At 66.0% G+C, this 17,445-nt stretch carries 17 protein-coding genes; 4 read left to right on the top strand and 13 right to left on the bottom strand.

What is annotated here, in order from left to right; genetic code table 11:
• Nucleotides 1-25: 25 nt before the first annotated feature.
• The 6 genes from OP498_RS09280 to OP498_RS09255 all read right to left on the bottom strand — a co-directional run bounded on the left by OP498_RS09280 (nucleotide 26) and on the right by OP498_RS09255 (nucleotide 7,884).
• Nucleotides 26-682, bottom strand: a complete 657-nt coding sequence (locus OP498_RS09280; RefSeq protein ID WP_280549572.1) for a TrkA family potassium uptake protein — start codon at nucleotides 680-682, stop codon at nucleotides 26-28.
• 521 nt (nucleotides 683-1,203) lie between these two features.
• Nucleotides 1,204-2,169: a putative zinc-binding metallopeptidase gene (locus OP498_RS09275; RefSeq protein WP_280549574.1), complete on the bottom strand. Its 966-nt coding sequence runs from the start codon at nucleotides 2,167-2,169 to the stop codon at nucleotides 1,204-1,206.
• Nucleotides 2,170-2,303: 134 nt separating this feature from the next.
• Nucleotides 2,304-4,115, bottom strand: a complete 1,812-nt coding sequence (locus OP498_RS09270; RefSeq protein WP_280553310.1) for an acyl-CoA dehydrogenase C-terminal domain-containing protein — start codon at nucleotides 4,113-4,115, stop codon at nucleotides 2,304-2,306.
• A 340-nt stretch (nucleotides 4,116-4,455) separates the two neighbouring features.
• Nucleotides 4,456-5,223, bottom strand: a complete 768-nt coding sequence (locus OP498_RS09265) for an SDR family NAD(P)-dependent oxidoreductase (protein WP_280549578.1) — start codon at nucleotides 5,221-5,223, stop codon at nucleotides 4,456-4,458.
• 178 nt (nucleotides 5,224-5,401) lie between these two features.
• Nucleotides 5,402-7,063: an AMP-binding protein gene (locus OP498_RS09260; RefSeq protein ID WP_280549579.1), complete on the bottom strand. Its 1,662-nt coding sequence runs from the start codon at nucleotides 7,061-7,063 to the stop codon at nucleotides 5,402-5,404.
• Between the two features lie 254 nt (nucleotides 7,064-7,317).
• Entirely contained in the window at nucleotides 7,318-7,884 is a 567-nt protein-coding gene (locus OP498_RS09255; protein WP_280549581.1) for a TetR/AcrR family transcriptional regulator, read from the bottom strand.
• 153 nt (nucleotides 7,885-8,037) lie between these two features.
• Here OP498_RS09255 and OP498_RS09250 point away from each other — a divergent pair, with 153 nt between their 5' ends.
• Nucleotides 8,038-9,225 (top strand): acetyl-CoA C-acyltransferase, encoded by a 1,188-nt coding sequence (locus OP498_RS09250; protein WP_280549583.1) that lies wholly within the window; start codon nucleotides 8,038-8,040, stop codon nucleotides 9,223-9,225.
• Nucleotides 9,226-9,283: 58 nt separating this feature from the next.
• Here OP498_RS09250 and fetB read toward each other — a convergent pair whose 3' ends face one another.
• Together fetB and OP498_RS09240 are read right to left on the bottom strand one after the other, a co-directional pair.
• The gene (gene fetB / locus OP498_RS09245) at nucleotides 9,284-10,087 is read right to left on the bottom strand and encodes an iron export ABC transporter permease subunit FetB (protein ID WP_280553309.1); all 804 of its coding nucleotides are present in this window, start codon (nucleotides 10,085-10,087) and stop codon (nucleotides 9,284-9,286) included.
• Complete coding sequence (locus OP498_RS09240; RefSeq protein ID WP_280553308.1) at nucleotides 10,078-10,692, bottom strand: ATP-binding cassette domain-containing protein; 615 nt, start codon at nucleotides 10,690-10,692, stop codon at nucleotides 10,078-10,080. Before OP498_RS09240 ends, fetB begins: the two co-directional genes overlap by 10 nt.
• A gap of 135 nt (nucleotides 10,693-10,827) precedes the next feature.
• Between OP498_RS09240 and arsB the strand changes: the two genes are divergently transcribed.
• Together arsB and OP498_RS18590 are read left to right on the top strand one after the other, a co-directional pair.
• Nucleotides 10,828-11,931 carry an ACR3 family arsenite efflux transporter gene (arsB, locus tag OP498_RS09235; RefSeq protein ID WP_280553307.1) on the top strand — a complete coding sequence of 368 codons (1,104 nt, stop codon included), beginning with the start codon at nucleotides 10,828-10,830 and terminating at the stop codon, nucleotides 11,929-11,931.
• The gene (locus OP498_RS18590) at nucleotides 11,928-12,023 is read left to right on the top strand and encodes a hypothetical protein (protein ID WP_348533123.1); all 96 of its coding nucleotides are present in this window, start codon (nucleotides 11,928-11,930) and stop codon (nucleotides 12,021-12,023) included. Before arsB ends, OP498_RS18590 begins: the two co-directional genes overlap by 4 nt.
• Before the next feature lie 17 nt (nucleotides 12,024-12,040).
• Here the strand turns inward: OP498_RS18590 and OP498_RS09230 are convergent, their stop codons facing one another.
• Complete coding sequence (locus OP498_RS09230) at nucleotides 12,041-12,391, bottom strand: metalloregulator ArsR/SmtB family transcription factor (RefSeq protein ID WP_280549592.1); 351 nt, start codon at nucleotides 12,389-12,391, stop codon at nucleotides 12,041-12,043.
• Between the two features lie 123 nt (nucleotides 12,392-12,514).
• Between OP498_RS09230 and OP498_RS09225 the strand changes: the two genes are divergently transcribed.
• Entirely contained in the window at nucleotides 12,515-13,717 is a 1,203-nt protein-coding gene (locus tag OP498_RS09225; RefSeq protein WP_280549594.1) for an MFS transporter, read from the top strand.
• Between the two features lie 13 nt (nucleotides 13,718-13,730).
• Here the strand turns inward: OP498_RS09225 and arsJ are convergent, their stop codons facing one another.
• From arsJ to pstB, 4 genes are all read right to left on the bottom strand, one after another.
• Entirely contained in the window at nucleotides 13,731-14,963 is a 1,233-nt protein-coding gene (gene arsJ, locus OP498_RS09220; protein ID WP_280553306.1) for an organoarsenical effux MFS transporter ArsJ, read from the bottom strand.
• Nucleotides 14,956-15,984 (bottom strand): ArsJ-associated glyceraldehyde-3-phosphate dehydrogenase, encoded by a 1,029-nt coding sequence (locus OP498_RS09215; protein WP_280553305.1) that lies wholly within the window; start codon nucleotides 15,982-15,984, stop codon nucleotides 14,956-14,958. The genes arsJ and OP498_RS09215 overlap by 8 nt, the downstream gene beginning before the upstream one ends.
• 39 nt (nucleotides 15,985-16,023) lie before the next feature.
• The gene (locus OP498_RS09210) at nucleotides 16,024-16,446 is read right to left on the bottom strand and encodes an arsenate reductase ArsC (protein ID WP_280553304.1); all 423 of its coding nucleotides are present in this window, start codon (nucleotides 16,444-16,446) and stop codon (nucleotides 16,024-16,026) included.
• Between the two features lie 124 nt (nucleotides 16,447-16,570).
• Complete coding sequence (gene pstB, locus OP498_RS09205; RefSeq protein WP_280549633.1) at nucleotides 16,571-17,353, bottom strand: phosphate ABC transporter ATP-binding protein PstB; 783 nt, start codon at nucleotides 17,351-17,353, stop codon at nucleotides 16,571-16,573.
• Nucleotides 17,354-17,445: the final 92 nt, after the last annotated feature.

Below are 17,445 nucleotides of genomic sequence, written 5' to 3'. Positions count from 1 at the left end.
GTGCGGATCTGGGCCGAGAGTCGACTCAGAGATGATTGCCGAGGTCTCTGAGCTCGTCTAGCTCTCCCAACAGCACCAGGCTGTCTTTCTTTTCCAGCACCATATCCCGGGATGGGGCCTTGATGAGCTCGCTCCCTCGCTTGATGGCAATGACCGAGAGGCTCGGACGATCCTTGCACAGGTGGCCTACCGAGGGGAAAGAGCCATCGAGCGCTTCCGTGGCCTGCAGTTCCACCACGAAGTGACCATTACCGAGATCAATGAAGTCAACCAGGGCATGATAGTGAAGGCTTTCACCGACCCGCACACCGATGTCAAACTCGGGGAAGACCACGTGATCTGCCCCGAGACGCTTGAGAATACGGTAGTGCATATCGGAGTGTGCCTTGACCCACACTTCCTTGGCTTTCTGCTCCCGGACAAGCAGCGTGCATATCATGCTGGCCTCCAGGTTGTCGTCGGTATCGATGACGACCGCATCATATTCACCGAGGCCAAGCTGGGAGATGATCTTCTCGTCGGTGATATCCCCGACAATCGCATGACTGAGAAGGTCCGCGTAGCTGTCCACACGAGATTCGTCGATGTCGACACCCAGCACTTCGTCATGCTGGCGACGCAGCTCCTGGGCAACCGTAATGCCAAAATAGCCCAATCCCAGTATGGCAAATTGCCGTGACATCGTTTCACTCCTTTCCAGGACTCATGCGTTGCCGAGTGACCCATGAATCATCGATTTTCACGACCGGCTCATGGCTTTCGCCCGTGCGTTTCCAAACCCATCGTCATTTACCGATTTCACTGTTTCGCCTTTCATCGGGAAACCCGGTGATTGCCTCGAACTCAAGCTGCTCGACCGGGATCGGCTTGTCGTAGGGAGGCAGCGTGGCAACATCCTGGTAGATGGGCGCGCAGGGTGATCCCCATCCGCTGGGCAAGCTCCGGTCCGCCGATGGGGCCTGTGTGGTGACGCAACACACGGATCAGGTCTTGCAAGCGGGTTGTTCGTGACATGGGCGGTTCCTCGTGCGCGTAGCCGTCGCTCGCCGCCTCGGGGAGCGTCAAGGCGCATATCATGCCTTCGAGTTGGGATCGGTGCCAGCCAATTGGCCGAGAAACTGCAGACGCCATCCCTGGCTTCGAGCCTTCTCTAAGGACTGGCACCGGAGCCCCTGGAAGCACAATCCAGAGTCCGAGTCCGGCTCAAAGCCCTTGGGCACCTCGGCGAAGCCAGTCGTGCATGAAGACAAGCTTGCGGCGAACCTTTTCGGAAAGCACGAAGGGATAGAGATCCGGCAATCCCATCGCGCGATTGATGTGGTTGACGGCCATGACCTGGTGCGTCGCAATGTAAATCAGGTTCTCGGCATCTGACTCCATGTACGGGTCCCAGCCGAGATGCGGCAGGTCAGAGGAGGACAAGCCAGCGGCAACGAAGCTATCGGCGATATCCGTGAGATGCAGCAGGTGAGACGCGGTTTCGGCCCAATCCTCGTGAGGGTGTGCCGCGGCATAGGTGCTGACGAAGTGCGAGCGCCAGTCGGGCGGTGGTCCATTGTGGTAATAGCGTTCGAGTGCGGCGGGATAGTCCTCCCGCTCATCACCGAACATGGCCCGGAAGGCATCGAGGAAATCTTCCCTCAGGCTGAGGCGCCACCAGAGCATGTGCGCGATCTCATGACGCATATGACCGATCATGGTGCGGTAGGGCTCCTCCAGGGCCTCGCGACGGGTAGTGCTCAGGACCGGGTCTGCCTCCGCCACACTGATCGTCACCACGCCCCCGACATGCCCCATGGGTACAGGAGTGTGGCCCTCGGCCAGCATGTGAAACACGGGACGAGCCCCGGGGTCCTCGGGACGGAACCAGTTCCAGCGCCCCAGGTTGTCGAGCACCCAGCGCTTGGCAGCTTCGGTCTGGGCCCAATGCGGAACAGCGTTGGGTATGGAGGTGTCCGGAGCCAGCTCGGTCATGGCGCAGGCGCGACAGAAACCGTCCTGCTTGGGGGCGATCCAATTGCAGCCGATCACGTCGCGATTGGCACAGAACGGCGGCATTGTGATGAAGGCCCTGGCCTGAGGGTCATAGGCCACGGGCGTGCCGGAGGCGGTGGCGAGGTTGTCGAACCAGAGGGATCCGGCACCGACCGGATTGGCAAAGACACGCATGAGACAGTATCTCCAACAAAAAAAGAACGGCAGAACAGATAGCCGACGCATTGCATTGCATCCTGCTCTTTCCCGGTCCGCCAATCAAACCGTCAGTAGCACTCCAAGAAGGACGGCAAACTGCTGCCGATTCTTCAGATCTCGAAGCCCAGGCCGAAGTCCTCGGCGCTGATCGCCATGAGCGGCTCGGCACCGGCTTCCAGGGCCGCCTTGTGGGCGCGGGTGCGCGGCAGCAGGCGTTGGTAGAAGAAGCGCGCGGTATCGAGCTTGGCGCGGTAGAAGGCGGCCTCCTCGGTGCCCTTGGAAAGCGCCACCCGGGCCTGCTTCGCCGCACGGGCAAAGAGGTAGGCCAGGGTCACGTAGCCGGCATACATCAGGTAATCGACGCTGGCTGCGCCCACCTCCTCGCGGTCGTTCATGGCCTTCATGCCGATGGCCAGGGTCATCTCGCCCCACTCGGCGTTGAGCTTGGCCAGCGGGCGCACGAACTCGGCGAGTTCGCTGTTGCCCTCCTCGTCCCGGCAGAACCTGTGGATCTCCTTGGTAAAGACCTTCAAGGTCTCGCCCTGGCTCATCAGCACCTTGCGGCCCAGCAGGTCAAGGGCCTGGATGCCGGTGGTGCCCTCGTAGAGGCGGGTGATGCGCGCATCGCGCACCAGCTGCTCCATGCCCCACTCCTGGATAAAGCCGTGGCCGCCGAACACCTGCACGCCCTCGTTGGTCGCCTCGAAGCCCACCTCGGTAAGGAACGCCTTGACGATAGGGGTCAGTAGGCCCAGCAGGGTCTCGGCACGCTCGCACTCAGCGGCGTCAGAGCCGTGCTCGACAAGGTCGATCATCTGGGCAGTGTAGAGCGTAAGCATTCGGCCACCCTCGGCGAAGGCCTTCTGGGTCAGCAGCATGCGGCGCACGTCTGGGTGGACGATGATCGGGTCGGCGGGCTTCTCGGGGGCCTTGGCCCCGGAGAGCGCTCGCATCTGCAGGCGGTCGCGGGCGTAGGCTAAGGCATTCTGGAAGCTCGCCTCAATGAGGCCCAGGCCCTGGATGCCGACGCCGATGCGCGCGGCGTTCATCATCGTGAACATGCAGGCCAGCCCCGTGTTGGGCGCGCCCACCAGGAAACCTTGTGCCGCGTCGAAGTTCATCACGCAGGTGGCGTTGCCGTGGATGCCCATCTTGTGCTCCAGCGAGCCGCACACCACGCCGTTGCGCTCGCCGGGCTCGCCTGCTTCGTTTGGCAGATATTTCGGCACCACAAAGAGCGAGATACCCCTGGAGCCCTCCGGGGCATCGGGCAGCTTGGCCAGCACCAGGTGGACGATGTTCTCGGCCAGGTCGTGCTCGCCGGCGGAGATGAAGATCTTGGTCCCCGTTATCGCATAGCTGCCGTCGTCATCAGGCACCGCGCGGGTCTTGATCAGGCCGAGGTCGGTGCCGCAATGAGGCTCAGTGAGGCACATGGTACCGGTCCAGGTGCCCTTGACCAGCTTGCTCAGGTAGGTGGCCTGCTGCGCCTCGGTGCCGTGGTGGCGCAGCGCGTCGGCGGCGCCGTGGGAGAGCCCCGGGTACATGCCCCAGGCCAGGTTGGTGGCGCAGATCATCTCGTTGAGCACCATGGCCAGAGAGTGCGGCAGGCCCTGGCCGCCGTGGGCGGGGTCGGCGGCGAGGCTCGGCCAGCCGCCCTCCACGTACTGGGCGTAGGCCTCCTTGAAGCCCTTCGGCGCCTTCACCTCGCCGCCCTCCAGCAGGCAGTCCTCGCGATCGCCGCTCTGGTTCAGCGGCAGCAGCACCTCGCGAGCGAAGCGCGCGCCCTCCTCCAGGATAGCGGCGACCACGTCGGGGCTCGCCTCTTCGCCGCCGGGCAGGCGCGCGTAGTGGGCCGGGTAGTCCAGCATCTCGTCCATGACGAAGCGGATATCGCGCAGAGGGGCCTGATAGTCGGGCATCTCGATCTCTCCAGTTCCACGGCCAGGCCGCAAGCGGTCGCCGATACATCGGGTCGCGAAGGCGGCGAGGGCCGCTTTCAAACATATGTTTGAAATTACGTGCGAGAGAATGAGGAGTCAAGCGTTCGTTTAAAAGCTGGAAGCTGGAAGCTGGAAGCTGGAAGCTGGAAGCTGGAAGCTGGAAGGCAGCATGAAACCTCCACCGCTTGGGTCAAGATTTTTCTTCCAGCTTCAAGCTTAAGGCTTACCGCTCCGGGCGCAGCCCGGTTGGGTTTTCTTCCAGCTTCCAGCCGCGAAGCGGCGCTCTTCAAGCTTCGAGCTTGTGCCGGGCGAAGCCCGGCTACTGCATGCGAATCCCGCCGTCCAGGCGGATCACCTCGCCGTTAAGCATGGCGTTAATGATGATCTGCTCCGCCAGGCGGGCGTACTCGTCGGGCTTGCCGAGCCGCTTGGGAAAGGGCACGGCGGCGGCCAGGGCCTGGGCGGCCTCGTCGGGGATCTCGCTCATCATCGGCGTCTCGAACACGCCGGGGGCGATGGCCATCACCCGCACGCCATGGCGCGAGAGCTCCCGGGCCGCCGGCAGGCTCATGCCCACCACCCCGGCCTTGGAGGCGCTGTAGGCGCACTGCCCCACCTGGCCATCGAAGGCGGCGATGGAGGCGGTGTTGATGATCACCCCGCGCTCGCCGTCCTCGCCCGGTGCGTTCTTGGCCATGGCGGCGGCGGCCAGGCGCATCACGTTGAAGGTGCCCACCAGGTTGATCTGGATGGTGCGATTGTAGGCCTCGAGGTCGGCGGGATTGCCCTCGCGGTCGACCAGCTTGGCCACGCTGACCACGCCGGCGCAGTGCACCACACCCGCCAGGCCGCGGCCATCGCTGAGCTCCACCGCCACATCGACGGCGGTCTGGATGTCCTCGCCGGAGGTGACGTCGCCGCGTACCGCCCGGGCGGCACCGCCCAGGCGCTCGGCGTGGGCATCGACGGCGTCGCTGAGGTCGCAGAGCACCACCCGGCCGCCGGCGGCGACCAGGCGTTCGGCAGTGGCCGCCCCCAGCCCGGAGGCGGCACCGGTGATCAGAAAGGTATTGTCCTTGACGTGCATATCAGGTTCCTGGAGTTGAAAGGCAGCGGTAGAAAGCGCTCGAGGCTGTTCCGTCACCAGGGCTGCGAGGGGGCGCTGTGAACCCCTCCCTGGGCGCTACCGATGCCATCCCTGGCATAGGACCCCCTCTTCGCCCTGGCCCCCCGGCGCCTCTCGCTTCAGAGGCTTGCGGCTGTCATTACGCAGCACCTGTCTCGGCCTTGTCCACGGCATCGGCGCGCAGCTTGAAGCGCTGGATCTTGCCGCTCGGGGTCTTGGGCAGTTCCTCGACGAACTCGATCACCCGCGGGAAGGCGTGGGTCGAGAGCCGCTCGCGCACCTGCTTGCGGATCTCGTCGGCCAGTTCATCGCTGGGCTCGAAGCCCTCGCGCAGCACCACGTAGGACTTGATGATCTCGCCGCGAATCTCGTCGGGCTGGCCCACGGCGGCGGACTCGGCCACCGCCGGGTGAGTCATCACGCTGTTCTCCACGTCGGTGGGCCCCACACGATAGCCGGCGGTGGTGATGATGTCATCGTCGCGGCCGGCGAACTGGAAAGTGCCGTCCTCGTTCCTGATCACCACGTCACCGGTCAGGTAATAGCCTTCGGCGAAGGGGTGCTTCTCCTGCCAGGTGTAGCCGGCGAAGAAGTGCGCCGGGGAGTTCTCGATGTCCACCGCCAGCACGCCGGGCTCGCCCGGCGGCAGCTCCTTGTACTCGGCATCGAGGATCGCCAGGCGGTAGCCGGGCATCGGCACGCCCATCGCGCCGACATGCTTGGGGTGGTCCAGGCCATGGTGGTTGTTGCAGGTCATACCGGTCTCGGTCTGGCCGTAGTGGTCCATGACCGGGCAACCCAGGGAGCGCTCGACCCAGGTCACCACCTCGGTGTTGAGCGGCTCGCCGGCGGAGCTCGCCGCGCGCAGCTCGAGGGTCTGGTGGGCGTCATCGAACAGGCCGGAGGCCTTCATCAGGCGGTAGGCGGTGGGCGCGGCGGCGAAGTTGGTGATGCGGTGGCGCTTCATGAAGGCCAGCGCCCCCTCGGCAGAAAAACCCGCCTCGCAGAAGTGGGTCGTCACGCCCAGCAGCAGCGGTCCAACGATGGCGTAGTAGAGGCCATAGGCCCAGCCCGGGTCGGCCATGTTCCAGAAGCGGTCGGTCTCGCGCAGATCGACGGCCAGCTCCATGTAGAGGGCGAAGGCCGGCATGGCGGCCAGCGGCACGGCCACTCCCTTGGGCTTACCCACGGTGCCGGAGGTGAACATCTGCAGGAAGGGCTCGTCCCGGGAGAGGCGCGGCGGCGTGGTCTCGATCGGCGCATGCGCCAGGGCATCATTCCAGTCCAGGTCGTCGGCGTGCTTGCCATCGGGGCCGCCCACGGCGAGCACCGGCGGGCACTGGGTCAGGCCATCGAACTTGAAGCGGTTGGCATGATCGGTGATCACCAGCTTGGTGTCGGCACGCCCCAGGCGGTAGTCCACGGCGTCCGGACCGAAGGCGGTGAACAGCGGCTGGTAGACGGCACCGATGCGCCAGGTGGCCAGCACCACCATCAGCAGCTGCGGCGAACGCGGCAGCATGCAGGCGATGCGGTCGCCCACGCCCAGGCCGCGCTCGGCGAACCAGCCGGCGAGCCTGGCGCTCTCGGCATCGAGTTCGGCGTAGGTCAGGGTGTGGATCTGGCCCTGGGTATCCTCCTGCACCAGGGCCGGGACGTCGCCCCGGCCGGCACGCAGGTGGCGTCCGCAGCAGGACTCGAAGGCGTTGGCCTTGCCGTCGCGGTGGTCATCGAGGCGCGCGATGACGTCATCGACGGTGAAGGTCTCGAGGTAGCTCTGGTAATCGGGAAGGGTGCTCATGTACTGCCCTCTCGCGGTTTGTGCTTGTTGTGGCGGCAAACAAGATTGGTGGCGATCAATGCTGACGACGAAGGAAACGGCAAGCGCCGACGCTGGCGTGCACGCCCAACTTGTGATTATATGCAGTTAACGTAAGCGTCAACCTAGCAAGCGCTAGGTACAAGTTAGAGGCTCCCGGAGAACGGGGCAACCCCTGAACGGCAGGATGGGACTAGACGATGGTCGAGCGTGGCGGTCCGGCGGCGCCCAGGATGTCAGGCTCGATGGGTGATCATGGCGACCAGCTCGTGGGCCAGGTCATCGGGGGAGCGCGAGCCGGCGGGATCGTACCAGCGCACCGTCCAGTTGAGCGCCCCCATCACGAAGCGGGCCACCAGGAAGCGGTCGCCATGGATCAGCCTCTCGGCCAGGGCCGCGTCGATCACCGCTTCCCAGAGCGCCTCGTAGGCATCGCGCAGGTGGCTCAGGTGGTCCCGGGCCTCGGGGTCGAGACGGCGCCACTCGTAGAGGGCCACCACATGGGCATTGCGGTCAGTGAGCAGGGTCTCGAGGTGTGCGCGCGCCATGGCCTGCAACCGTGCCTCGGCAGAGTTGTCGCACTGTTCGAGGGCCGCCTTCGCGATGACCAGAGCGTTCTGGGTGCCCTCTTCGATCACCGCCGCCAGGATCTCCTGCTTGTCGCGGAAGTGATGGAATAGGCTGCCGGACTTGATGCCCATCTCCTGGGCCAGCATGCGCACCGTGGTCCGGTCGAAGCCCTCCTGGACGAACAGCTGGGCGGCCTGGCGGGTCAACTCCTTGCGACGCGGTGAGTCATTCATTACATTCATCGACATTTACACTAGCGCTTGCTTGGTTGACCCTGAGAAAACCACAGCCTCTCGGACGGGTCAACGCGGCGCCGTCCGAGATCACGGCCACAATGACAATGCGGTCCCGCCCGGGACCGTTACGCCACACCGGGAGAGCCCACCATGAGCCAGTCCAACGATATCGTCTTCCTCTCTGCCGCACGCACGCCCATGGGTGGCATGCTGGGCAGCCTCGCCAGCCTCACCGCCCCGCAGCTGGGGGCCACGGCGATCCAGGCCGCCATCGAGTGCGCCGGCATCAGTGCCGACAGCATCGACGAGGGCATCATGGGCTGCGTGCTGCCCGCCGGCGTCAAGCAGGGCCCGGCCCGCCAGGCGATGCGCCAGGCCGGTATTCCCGATGCCATAGGCGCCACCACCATCAACAAGCTGTGTGGCTCTGGCATGAAGGCCACCATGCTGGCCCACGACCTGATCCGCGCCGGCAGCGGCGAGGTGATGCTGGCCGGCGGCATGGAGTCCATGTCCAATGCGCCTCATGTGCTAACCAAGGCACGTACCGGCTATCGCCTGGGCCACGGCGAGCTCAAGGACCACATGTTCCTGGACGGCCTGGAGGACGCCGAGACCGGCAAGCTGATGGGTGTCTTCGCCCAGGACGTCGCCAGCGAGCGCGGCTATGGCCGCGAGCGCCTGGACGACTTCGCCATCGCCTCGCTGGAGCGCGCCATGGAGGCCACCAACGCCGGCCACCTGAAGGCCGAGATGGCGCCGGTCACCGTCACCAGCCGCCAGGGGGAAAGCGTGGTGGACCACGACGAGCAGCCCTTCCAGGCCAAGCTCGACAAGATCCGCTCGCTGCGCCCCGCCTTCGCCAAGGACGGCACCATCACCGCCGCCAACTCCAGTTCCATCTCCGATGGTGCCTCGGCGCTGATCCTGGCCAGCCAGGCGGCGGCCGACCGCCTGGGCGCCAGGCCGATCGCGCGGATGCTGGGCCACAGCACCCACTCGCGTCACCCGAGCGAGTTCACCATTGCCCCGGTGGGCGCCATCGACACGCTGATGAAGAAACTCGACTGGGGCGTGAATGATGTCGACCTCTTCGAGATCAACGAGGCCTTCGCCGTGGTGACCCTGATGGCCATGGACGACCTTGGCCTGCCCCACGACAAGGTCAATGTCTTCGGCGGCGCCTGCGCCCAGGGCCACCCCATCGGCTCCACCGGCTCGCGGATCATCGCCACCCTGATCCATGCCCTGCGCACCCGGGGCGGCAAGCGTGGCATCGCCAGCCTGTGCATCGGCGGCGGCGAGGCCACCGCCGTGGCGGTCGAACTGATCGACTGACCCGGCAAGTGCCCGCCAGCGACGCCCGCTGCCTCCGGAGGGGCAGCGGGCGTCATCGTTATCCACGGGGCGCTGCCAGACGGTCGAGGCGCAGTCGCTCGCGGCCATCGAACAGCCGGCGACTGCCCGCGGCCACTGCCGCCAGGGTGCCGAAGCCGGTCCCCAGGGTAATGGTGAACATCACGAGTATCTGGTACTTCACCGCCAGGGCCGGCGGACTGCCGGCGAGTATCTGGCCGGTCATCATGCCCGGCAGGCTGACCACCCCGGCGGCCGCCATGGCATTGATCATCGGCATCAGGCCGCTGCGCATCGCCTCGCGGCGGATGTCACCGACCGCCTCCTGCCAGCGCTGGCCGAGCATCAGGCGATTCTCGATCACCGCTCGCTGGCGCCAGGCGGTGTCGGTCAGCCGATCCAGCGCCAGGGCCACCCCGGTCATGGTGTTGCCGAGCATCATGCCCAGCAGCGGAATGGCGTACTGCGGCCGATACCAGGGCTCGGGGCCAATGATCACGGTAAGCGTCAGCACCGTCACCGTGAACGAGGAGAGAAACATCGCCAGGGTACCGATACCGAAGGCCCAGCCGCCCAGCAGGCGGCGCTTCTGGCGCGCCATCACCTCGCGCCCGGCGATCAGCAGCATGCCCAGCGCCATCAGCGCCACCCACACCAGCCGCTCGGCCGCAAAAAGCGCTTCCAGCACCAGCCCCACCAGGGTGAGCTGGATCACCGTGCGCGCCGCGGCGATCAGCAGGCTCCTGCCCATGCCCAGTCGTGCCATGGCCGTGCAGGCGGCCAGCGCCACCACCATCAGCGCCGCCAGGGCAAGCTGCCACCAGGTCAGCGCGATCACGTCCATGACGCCGCCTCCACGAGTTCGCTTCCCTCGATTCGCCAGTGGCGCTCTGCCACCCGCTGGATCTGGGCGGGGTCGTGGGCGACCCAGATCACCGGCCAGCCCCGCTCGCTGACCCGTGCCTTGAGCCAGTCCTCGACCCGGCGGGTGGTGACCTCATCCAGGTTGGCAGTGGGCTCGTCGAGCAGCAGTGCCGAGGGCTGACGGCTGATCGCCCGCAGCAGGGCCAGGCGCTGCTTCTCCCCCGACGAGAGGCGCGAGACCTGCCAGCCCAGAACCTCGGGGGTGAAGCCCAGCATCGCGAGATCCGCGGGAGCGACCTGCGGCATATGCTCGCCCACGCTGTCCGCCCACCACTGGCTCTCGGCCGGCACCAGCATCACCCGCGCTCGCCACGCATGGGCCGGCAGCGCCGCCTGGGCGATATCGCCCAGCCACACTTGTCCATGGTGGGGCTCCAGGTCGGCTACGGCGCGCAGCAGGCGGCTCTTTCCGGACCCACTGGGGCCGGAAAGGCAATGAACTTCGCAGGGGGCGATGGTTAGGCTCACCTCGGCAAGCTCGCCGACAGCGAGCCGCTCCAGGCTCAGGGCATCGGTGGCGATCAAGGGCTATCTCCAGCGCTGGGACGCTCGGCGTGGCGACGATCATAGCAGTTCATGAAACGGCGCCCGGCAAAGCGATTGAATACATATGGAATTTCATATATATTCGACACTCCCCCACGGTGAGAGGATGCCATCATGACGACTCACCACACCGCTACTGATGCTCCCAGCTCCGCGGAGGGCATGGGACGCTTCGAGCGCTTCCTCTCGGTCTGGGTAGCCCTGGCCATCATCGCCGGCGTGCTGCTCGGCCAGTTCGCCCCGGCGATCCCCGAGACCCTCTCGCGCTTCGAGGTTGCCCAGGTGTCGATCCCGGTGGCGGTGCTGATCTGGGCGATGATCTTCCCCATGATGGCGCAGATCGACTTCACTGCCATCCTTGGCGTGCGCCGCCAGCCCAGGGGACTGATCATCACCACTACCGTGAACTGGCTGATCAAGCCCTTCACCATGTTCGCCATCGCCTGGTTCTTCCTGACGGTGGTGTTCGCCCCCTTGATTCCCGCCGAGCGCGCCAGCCAGTACCTGGCCGGGGCCATCCTGCTGGGCGCCGCCCCCTGCACGGCCATGGTCTTCGTGTGGAGCTACCTGACCCGGGGCGATGCCGCCTACACCCTGGTGCAGGTGGCCCTCAACGACCTGATCATGCTGTTCGCCTTCGCCCCTATCGTGGTCTTCCTGCTCGGGGTCTCCAACATCCCGATACCCTGGGATACCGTGGCGCTGTCCGTGGTGCTCTACATCGTCATCCCGCTGGCCGCCGGCTACCTGACCCGGCGCACCCTGATCGCCCGCCGCGGCATCGAGTGGTACGACAACGTCTTCCTGAAGAAGGTGGGGCCGATCACCCCCATCGGACTGATCATCACCCTGGTGCTGCTGTTCGCCTTCCAGGGCGAGGTGATCCTCGAGGCGCCGCTGCATATCGTGCTGATCGCCATCCCGCTGAGCCTCCAGACCTTCCTGATCTTCTTCATCGCCTATGGCTGGGCCAAGGCGTGGAAGGTGCCCCATAGCGTGGCGGCCCCCGGGGCAATGATCGGCGCCAGCAACTTCTTCGAACTCGCCGTGGCCGCCGCCATCTCGCTCTTCGGCCTGCAGTCCGGCGCGGCGCTGGCCACGGTGGTGGGTGTGCTGGTGGAGGTGCCGCTGATGCTGGCGCTGGTGCGCATCGCCAACAACACCCGGCACCACTTCCCCGAGGCCGAGGCGCAGGCGCCCGCAGAGACAAGGGGGTGAGGCGCACCCCGGCACTCGGGGTCGATGGTGAGGTGATCATCGAGGGCAAGGTGGCCGGCGCCGAGGAGATCCAGCGCCTGCTCAAGGCCTGATCCGGCCAGGCCCTGGATCAGCAGAGGGCGGCGCGACGCTCCGGACGGTTGCCCATGCCCGAGAGTCGCTCGCGCCGCTGCGCGAGCCGGGGGGCGCACCCTTTCGCCGCGGCCTCCAGGGTGGTCATCACCCAGGCGGGTAGGCTCGACTCGAGTCCGTAATAGACCCACTGGCCCTCACGCCGATCGTTGAGCAACCCGCACCGACGCAGCTGCGCCAGGTGTCGCGAGACCTTGGGCTGGGACTCCTCAAGGGCGTGGGTCATCTCGCAGACGCAGAGCTCCTGCTCACGCAGCACGAGCAGCATCAGCATCAGGCGCGTCTCGTCGCCCAGGCACTTGAAGAGGCGAACCGGGTCCAGCGACATCGGAGATTTCCTCGGGTTGGGATCAACACGATTCTACGTGATGCAGCCGCACAGGCGAAGCAACAGCCGGCCAGGCCGACACCGGACTTGCCTTGCCCCTGGGGCGAGGGCGACCATGGCGGTATGACGACCTTCCTGCACCGCCACCCCCTGGCGATCATCGTCCTTGCCCAGCTCTGCGGCACCTCGCTGTGGTTCAGCGTGAATGGCGTGGGATTGTCCCTGTCCCGCGACCTGGGGCTCACCGAGGCCGACCTCGGCCGGCTGACCCTCACCGTTCAGGCCGGCTTCATCCTCGGCACCCTGAGCATCGCCGCCAGCGGCCTTGCCGACCGGTTCCGCGCCAGCCGCATCTTTGCCGTCTCCTGCCTGCTCGGCGCCCTGGTCAACGCGGCCTTCGTGCTGGCCTCGGAGTCCTTCGCCGCAAGCCTGGCGTTGCGCTTCGCCACCGGCCTGTGCCTGGCCGGCATCTACCCGCTGGGCATGAAGCTGGTGATCGGCTGGACACCGACCCACAAGGGCGCGGCCCTGGCGTGGCTGGTCGGCATGCTGACCCTGGGGACCGCCCTGCCCCACCTGCTTCGTGGCACCACCCTGGGCATGCCCTGGGAATGGCCGCTGATCGGTGCCTCGCTGCTCGCGCTGGCCGGCGGGGCCCTTATCCACCTGCTCGGGGATGGCCCCCACCTGCCACCGCCCGCCGGTCCCGCTCGACTGCAAGAGGGCCTCGCCGGCCTGCGCGAGCCGCGCTTCCGGGCCGTGGCCGGGGGTTACTTCGGCCATTGTTGGGAGCTCTATGCCTTGTGGATGCTGACGCCCTTCCTGGTAGCCCGGGAGCTCCAGCGCCTGGGCGCCACCGAGGACCTGGTGCCCTGGCTATCGTTCGGCGTCATTGCCCTGGGGCTTGTGGGCTGCGTGGGTGGCGGCGTCTTGAGCCGGCGCCTCGGCAGCCTGTGGGTGGCACGGCGTGCCCTGGCCACCTCCGGGCTGATCTGTCTGGCCTATCCGCTGCTGCCCTGGCTGCCACCCGGCCTGCTGCTCGTCCTGCTCGGCGCCTGGGGACTCACGGTCATCGCCGACTCGCCGCAGTTCTCGGCGCTGGCTGCCGCTACCGCCCCCCTGGCCCGAGTCGGCTCCACGCTGGCGGTGATGAATGCCGTGGGATTCGCGCTGACCATCCCGGCGATCTCGCTGACCAGCAGCCTGTGGGCGGCCCAGGGCCCCTGGGTGCTGTGGTGGCTGCTTCCAGGACCTGTGCTGGGCCTCTGGGCACTGCGCGGACTCGCCGAGCGGGAGCCTCAAGCGGCGCCTCCGGCATCCTCCTGAGACCGGCATGTCATCAGGCCTTGGCCTCCCGCGGCAGCGCCAAGGCCATCAGCGCACTGGCCGCCACCAGGGCCGAAGAGATCCACAGGCAGGCGGTAAGGCCGTAGACCTGGTAGACCCAGCCGGAGAGCAGGGTCCCCAGCAGGCGCCCCATGGCGTTGGCCATGTAGTAGAAGCCCACGTCCATGGAGACGCCGTCGGCGCGGGCGTAGTGGACGATCAGGTAGCTGTGCCAGCTGGAGTTGACGGCGAACAGCACGCCGAAGGCCAGCAAGCCCGCCACCAGCCACCCCACCTCGGCCAGCGGCAGCAGCGCCAGCAGTGCCGGCAGGCCGGCCAGCGCCATGGCCCAGAAAGCCGTCACGCCTCGCGCCCCGCCCTTTACCAGGCCGGTGAGGCGCGGCGCCTGGGTCTGTACACCGCCATAGCCGATCACCCAGATGGCCAGCAGGCCGCCTACCGTCCAGTGGCTCCAGCCATGCTGGTCATAGAGGAACACCGGCAGCGCCACCACGAACCAGACGTCCCGGGAGGCGAAGAGGCACAGCCGCGCCGCCGAGAGCACGTTGATGGCCCGCGACTTGGAGAACACCTCGCTGAACCTGGGCTTGCGCTTCTGGCGGCCCAGGTCGGCCTTGAGACGGGCAAGCGACAGGGCCAGCACCGCGACCAGCATCAGCGCCATGGCGATCACGGCGCCACGAAAGCCGATCAGGGTCAGCAGCAGCCCGCCGATGAAGAAGCCGGCGCCCTTCAGCGCATTCTTGGACCCGGTGAGGATCGCCACCCAGCGGTAGAGGGCGCTGCCGGCGCTGGGGCTGTCCCTGGGCACCAGCACCTTGACCGCGCTCTTGGCGCTCATCTTGTTGAGGTCCTTGGCAATGCCCGAGAGGGCCTGGGCGGCCATCACCCAGGGCACGGTGAGGGCCGTAGCGGGCACCATCAGCATGGACAGCGCCACGACCTGCAGCGCGAGCCCAACGTTCATGGTGCGGTTGAGCCCCAGGCGGGCGCCCAGCCACCCCCCTACCAGGTTGGTGACCACGCCGAAGGCCTCATAGAAGAGGAACAGCAGCGCCACTTCGAGCGGCGTGTAGCCCAACTGGTGAAAATGCAGTACCACCAGCATGCGCAGGGCGCCGTCTGTCAGGGTGAAGGCCCAGTAGTTGCCGGTAATCAGCAGGTACTGGCGTACCTCGAAGGGCAAGGCTCGCAGGCGAGCGGCGAGAGAGCTTCTGTCAACCACGCCCCACCTTCAAGGCCAGCTCGGCGGTGCGATTGGCGTAGCCCCACTCGTTGTCGTACCAGGCGTAGAGCTTGAGCTGGGTACCGTTGACCACCATGGTGGAGAGCGCATCGATGATCGAACTGCGGGGGTCGGTGCGGTAGTCGATGGAGACCAGCGGACGCTCCTCATAGCCGAGGATGCCGGCAAGCGGGCCCTCGGCGGCCGCCTCTAGCGCCGCATTGACCTCCCCCACCGTCACCTCGCGCTCGAGTTCGAAGACCATGTCGGTGAGCGAGGCGTTGGCCAGCGGCACTCGGATGGCATGCCCGTTCAATTTGCCCTCGAGTTCCGGGAAGATGGCGGTGATCGCCTTGGCCGAGCCGGTGGTGGTGGGGATCAGGCTCATGCCGCAGGCGCGTGAACGGCGCAGGTCCGGCTTCTGTGGAGAACTCGGGGCGTCGAGGATGACCTGGGTGTTGGTGATGTCGTGCACCGTGGTCATCGAGCCGTGGCGGATCCCGAACATCTCGTGGATCACCTTGACCACCGGCGCCAGGCAGTTGGTGGTGCAGCTCGCCGCGGTGACGATGCGATGGACGTCGGGGTCGTACCTGTCATCATTGACGCCCACCACCACGTTCAGCACGCCCGCCTCCTTCACCGGCGCGCTGACCACCACTCGCTCGACGCCCTGGTCGAGATAGGCCTGAAGCGCCTCCGTGGTCTTCATCTTGCCGGAGCACTCGATGGCGACCTGGCAGCCGGACCAGTCGCCCTCGTCCACCGCCTTGTGCGTGCTGAAGGCGATGCGGTGGCCGTCAATCAGGATGGCATCACCATCGCCGTGGATCCCCTGCCCCGGGCTCCAATGTCCGTGTACCGAGTCGAACTCCAGCAGGTGGGCGAAGGTCGCGGCATCGCCACCCGGGTCATTGATGCGCGAAAGTTCGACCTCGCCCGCCGTAACGCGGGGCCAGAGGCTACGCAGGACCAGGCGACCGATACGGCCGAAGCCGTTGATGCCGATACGTAGGGGCATGGTGTTCTCCTGATGAAGAATGAACGCCGGGAGACACCCTCAGAGATCGTCGTCCCGGGCCTTAATCTGAAGCCACAGCGAGAGGCGATGACGAATCTCGTTGAGGGCCTGCTCGTAGGCGTCGGAACGACCGATCAGGCGCGGGTCGCGAATGTCCCAGTAGAGGTGCTCGTCGCTTTCGCCCTGCCAGTCTCGGCACGCCTGCTGGGCCTTGTCGCAGAGCACGATAACGGCATTGAAATGTTCGCCGGCGAAATCATCCAGCGACTTGCTGGCCAGCCCTTCGGTGGAAATACCCTGCTTCTTCAATGCCGCCAGGGTCATCGCAGCGGGTTCATTCGGCTCGCTGCCCGCGCTGTAGGCCTCGAACGTATCGCCTGCCAGGTGGCGCAACAGCGCCTCCCCCATTAGCGAGCGGGCGGAATTGGCATTGCACAGGAAGAGCACACGCTGTTTCGCCATGGGAATGGCCCCTTGAGATATATGGAATATCATATATAACGCACCGGGATGTCAATCATATGACAGCGTCAACGACGACGGGGAGGCTTTGGCCTCCCCGTCGTCCTTGCCGCGAGTATTCGCTTCAGCCGTAGCGGCCGGTGATGTAGTCCTCGGCCTTCTTGGTGGCCGGGTTGGCGAACATCGTACGGGTGTCGTTGTACTCGATGATCTCGCCGAGGTGGAAGAAGGCCGTGTAGTCTGCCACCCGCGCCGCCTGCTGCATGTTGTGGGTCACGGTGATGATGGTGAACTGCTGCTTGAGCTTGTCCATCAGGTCCTCGATGGTCGCCGTGGAGATCGGGTCCAGCGCCGAGGTGGGCTCGTCCATCAGGATCACGTCGGGCTGCACCGCGATGGCGCGGGCGATGCACAGGCGCTGCTGCTGGCCACCGGAGAGCGAGGTACCCGGCTGGTGCAGCTTGTCCTTGACCTCCTCCCACAAGCCGGCGTCGCGCAGCGCCTTCTCTACCAGTTCATCCTGGTCGGCCTTGCGGCTCACCAGGTCGTGCATGCGCGGCGCGTAGACGACATTGTCGTAGATCGACTTGGGAAAGGGATTGGGCTTCTGGAAGACCATGCCCACCCGGCGGCGCAGCGCCACCTCGTCCATCTTGGCGGCGTTGACATCGCGGCCATCCATCTCCACCAGCCCTTCGAGACGCACGCTGGGGATCAGGTCGTTCATGCGATTCAGGCAGCGCAGGAAGGTGGACTTGCCACAGCCCGAGGGCCCGATCAGGGCCGTGATGTTCTTCTGGTAGACATCGATGTTGAGGTTCTTCAGCGCCTGACTCTGGCCGTACCAGAGATTGAGGTCGCGAACGCGGATGCTCAGCTCATGATGGGCGTCATTATTGCGGGTCACCGGCTGACCGGGTTCGGGACGGGAGTTTTCCTGACGTGACCTTTCGTGACCTGACATGGGCGCGGTACTCCGCTCGGCAACGTGAATGTTCA

The organism is Halomonas sp. 25-S5 (assembly GCF_029889845.1).
Classification (GTDB): Bacteria; Pseudomonadota; Gammaproteobacteria; order Pseudomonadales; family Halomonadaceae; genus Halomonas.
The sequence above is the reverse complement of the archived record's forward strand: the minus strand, read 5'-3'. Positions and strand labels throughout refer to the sequence as shown.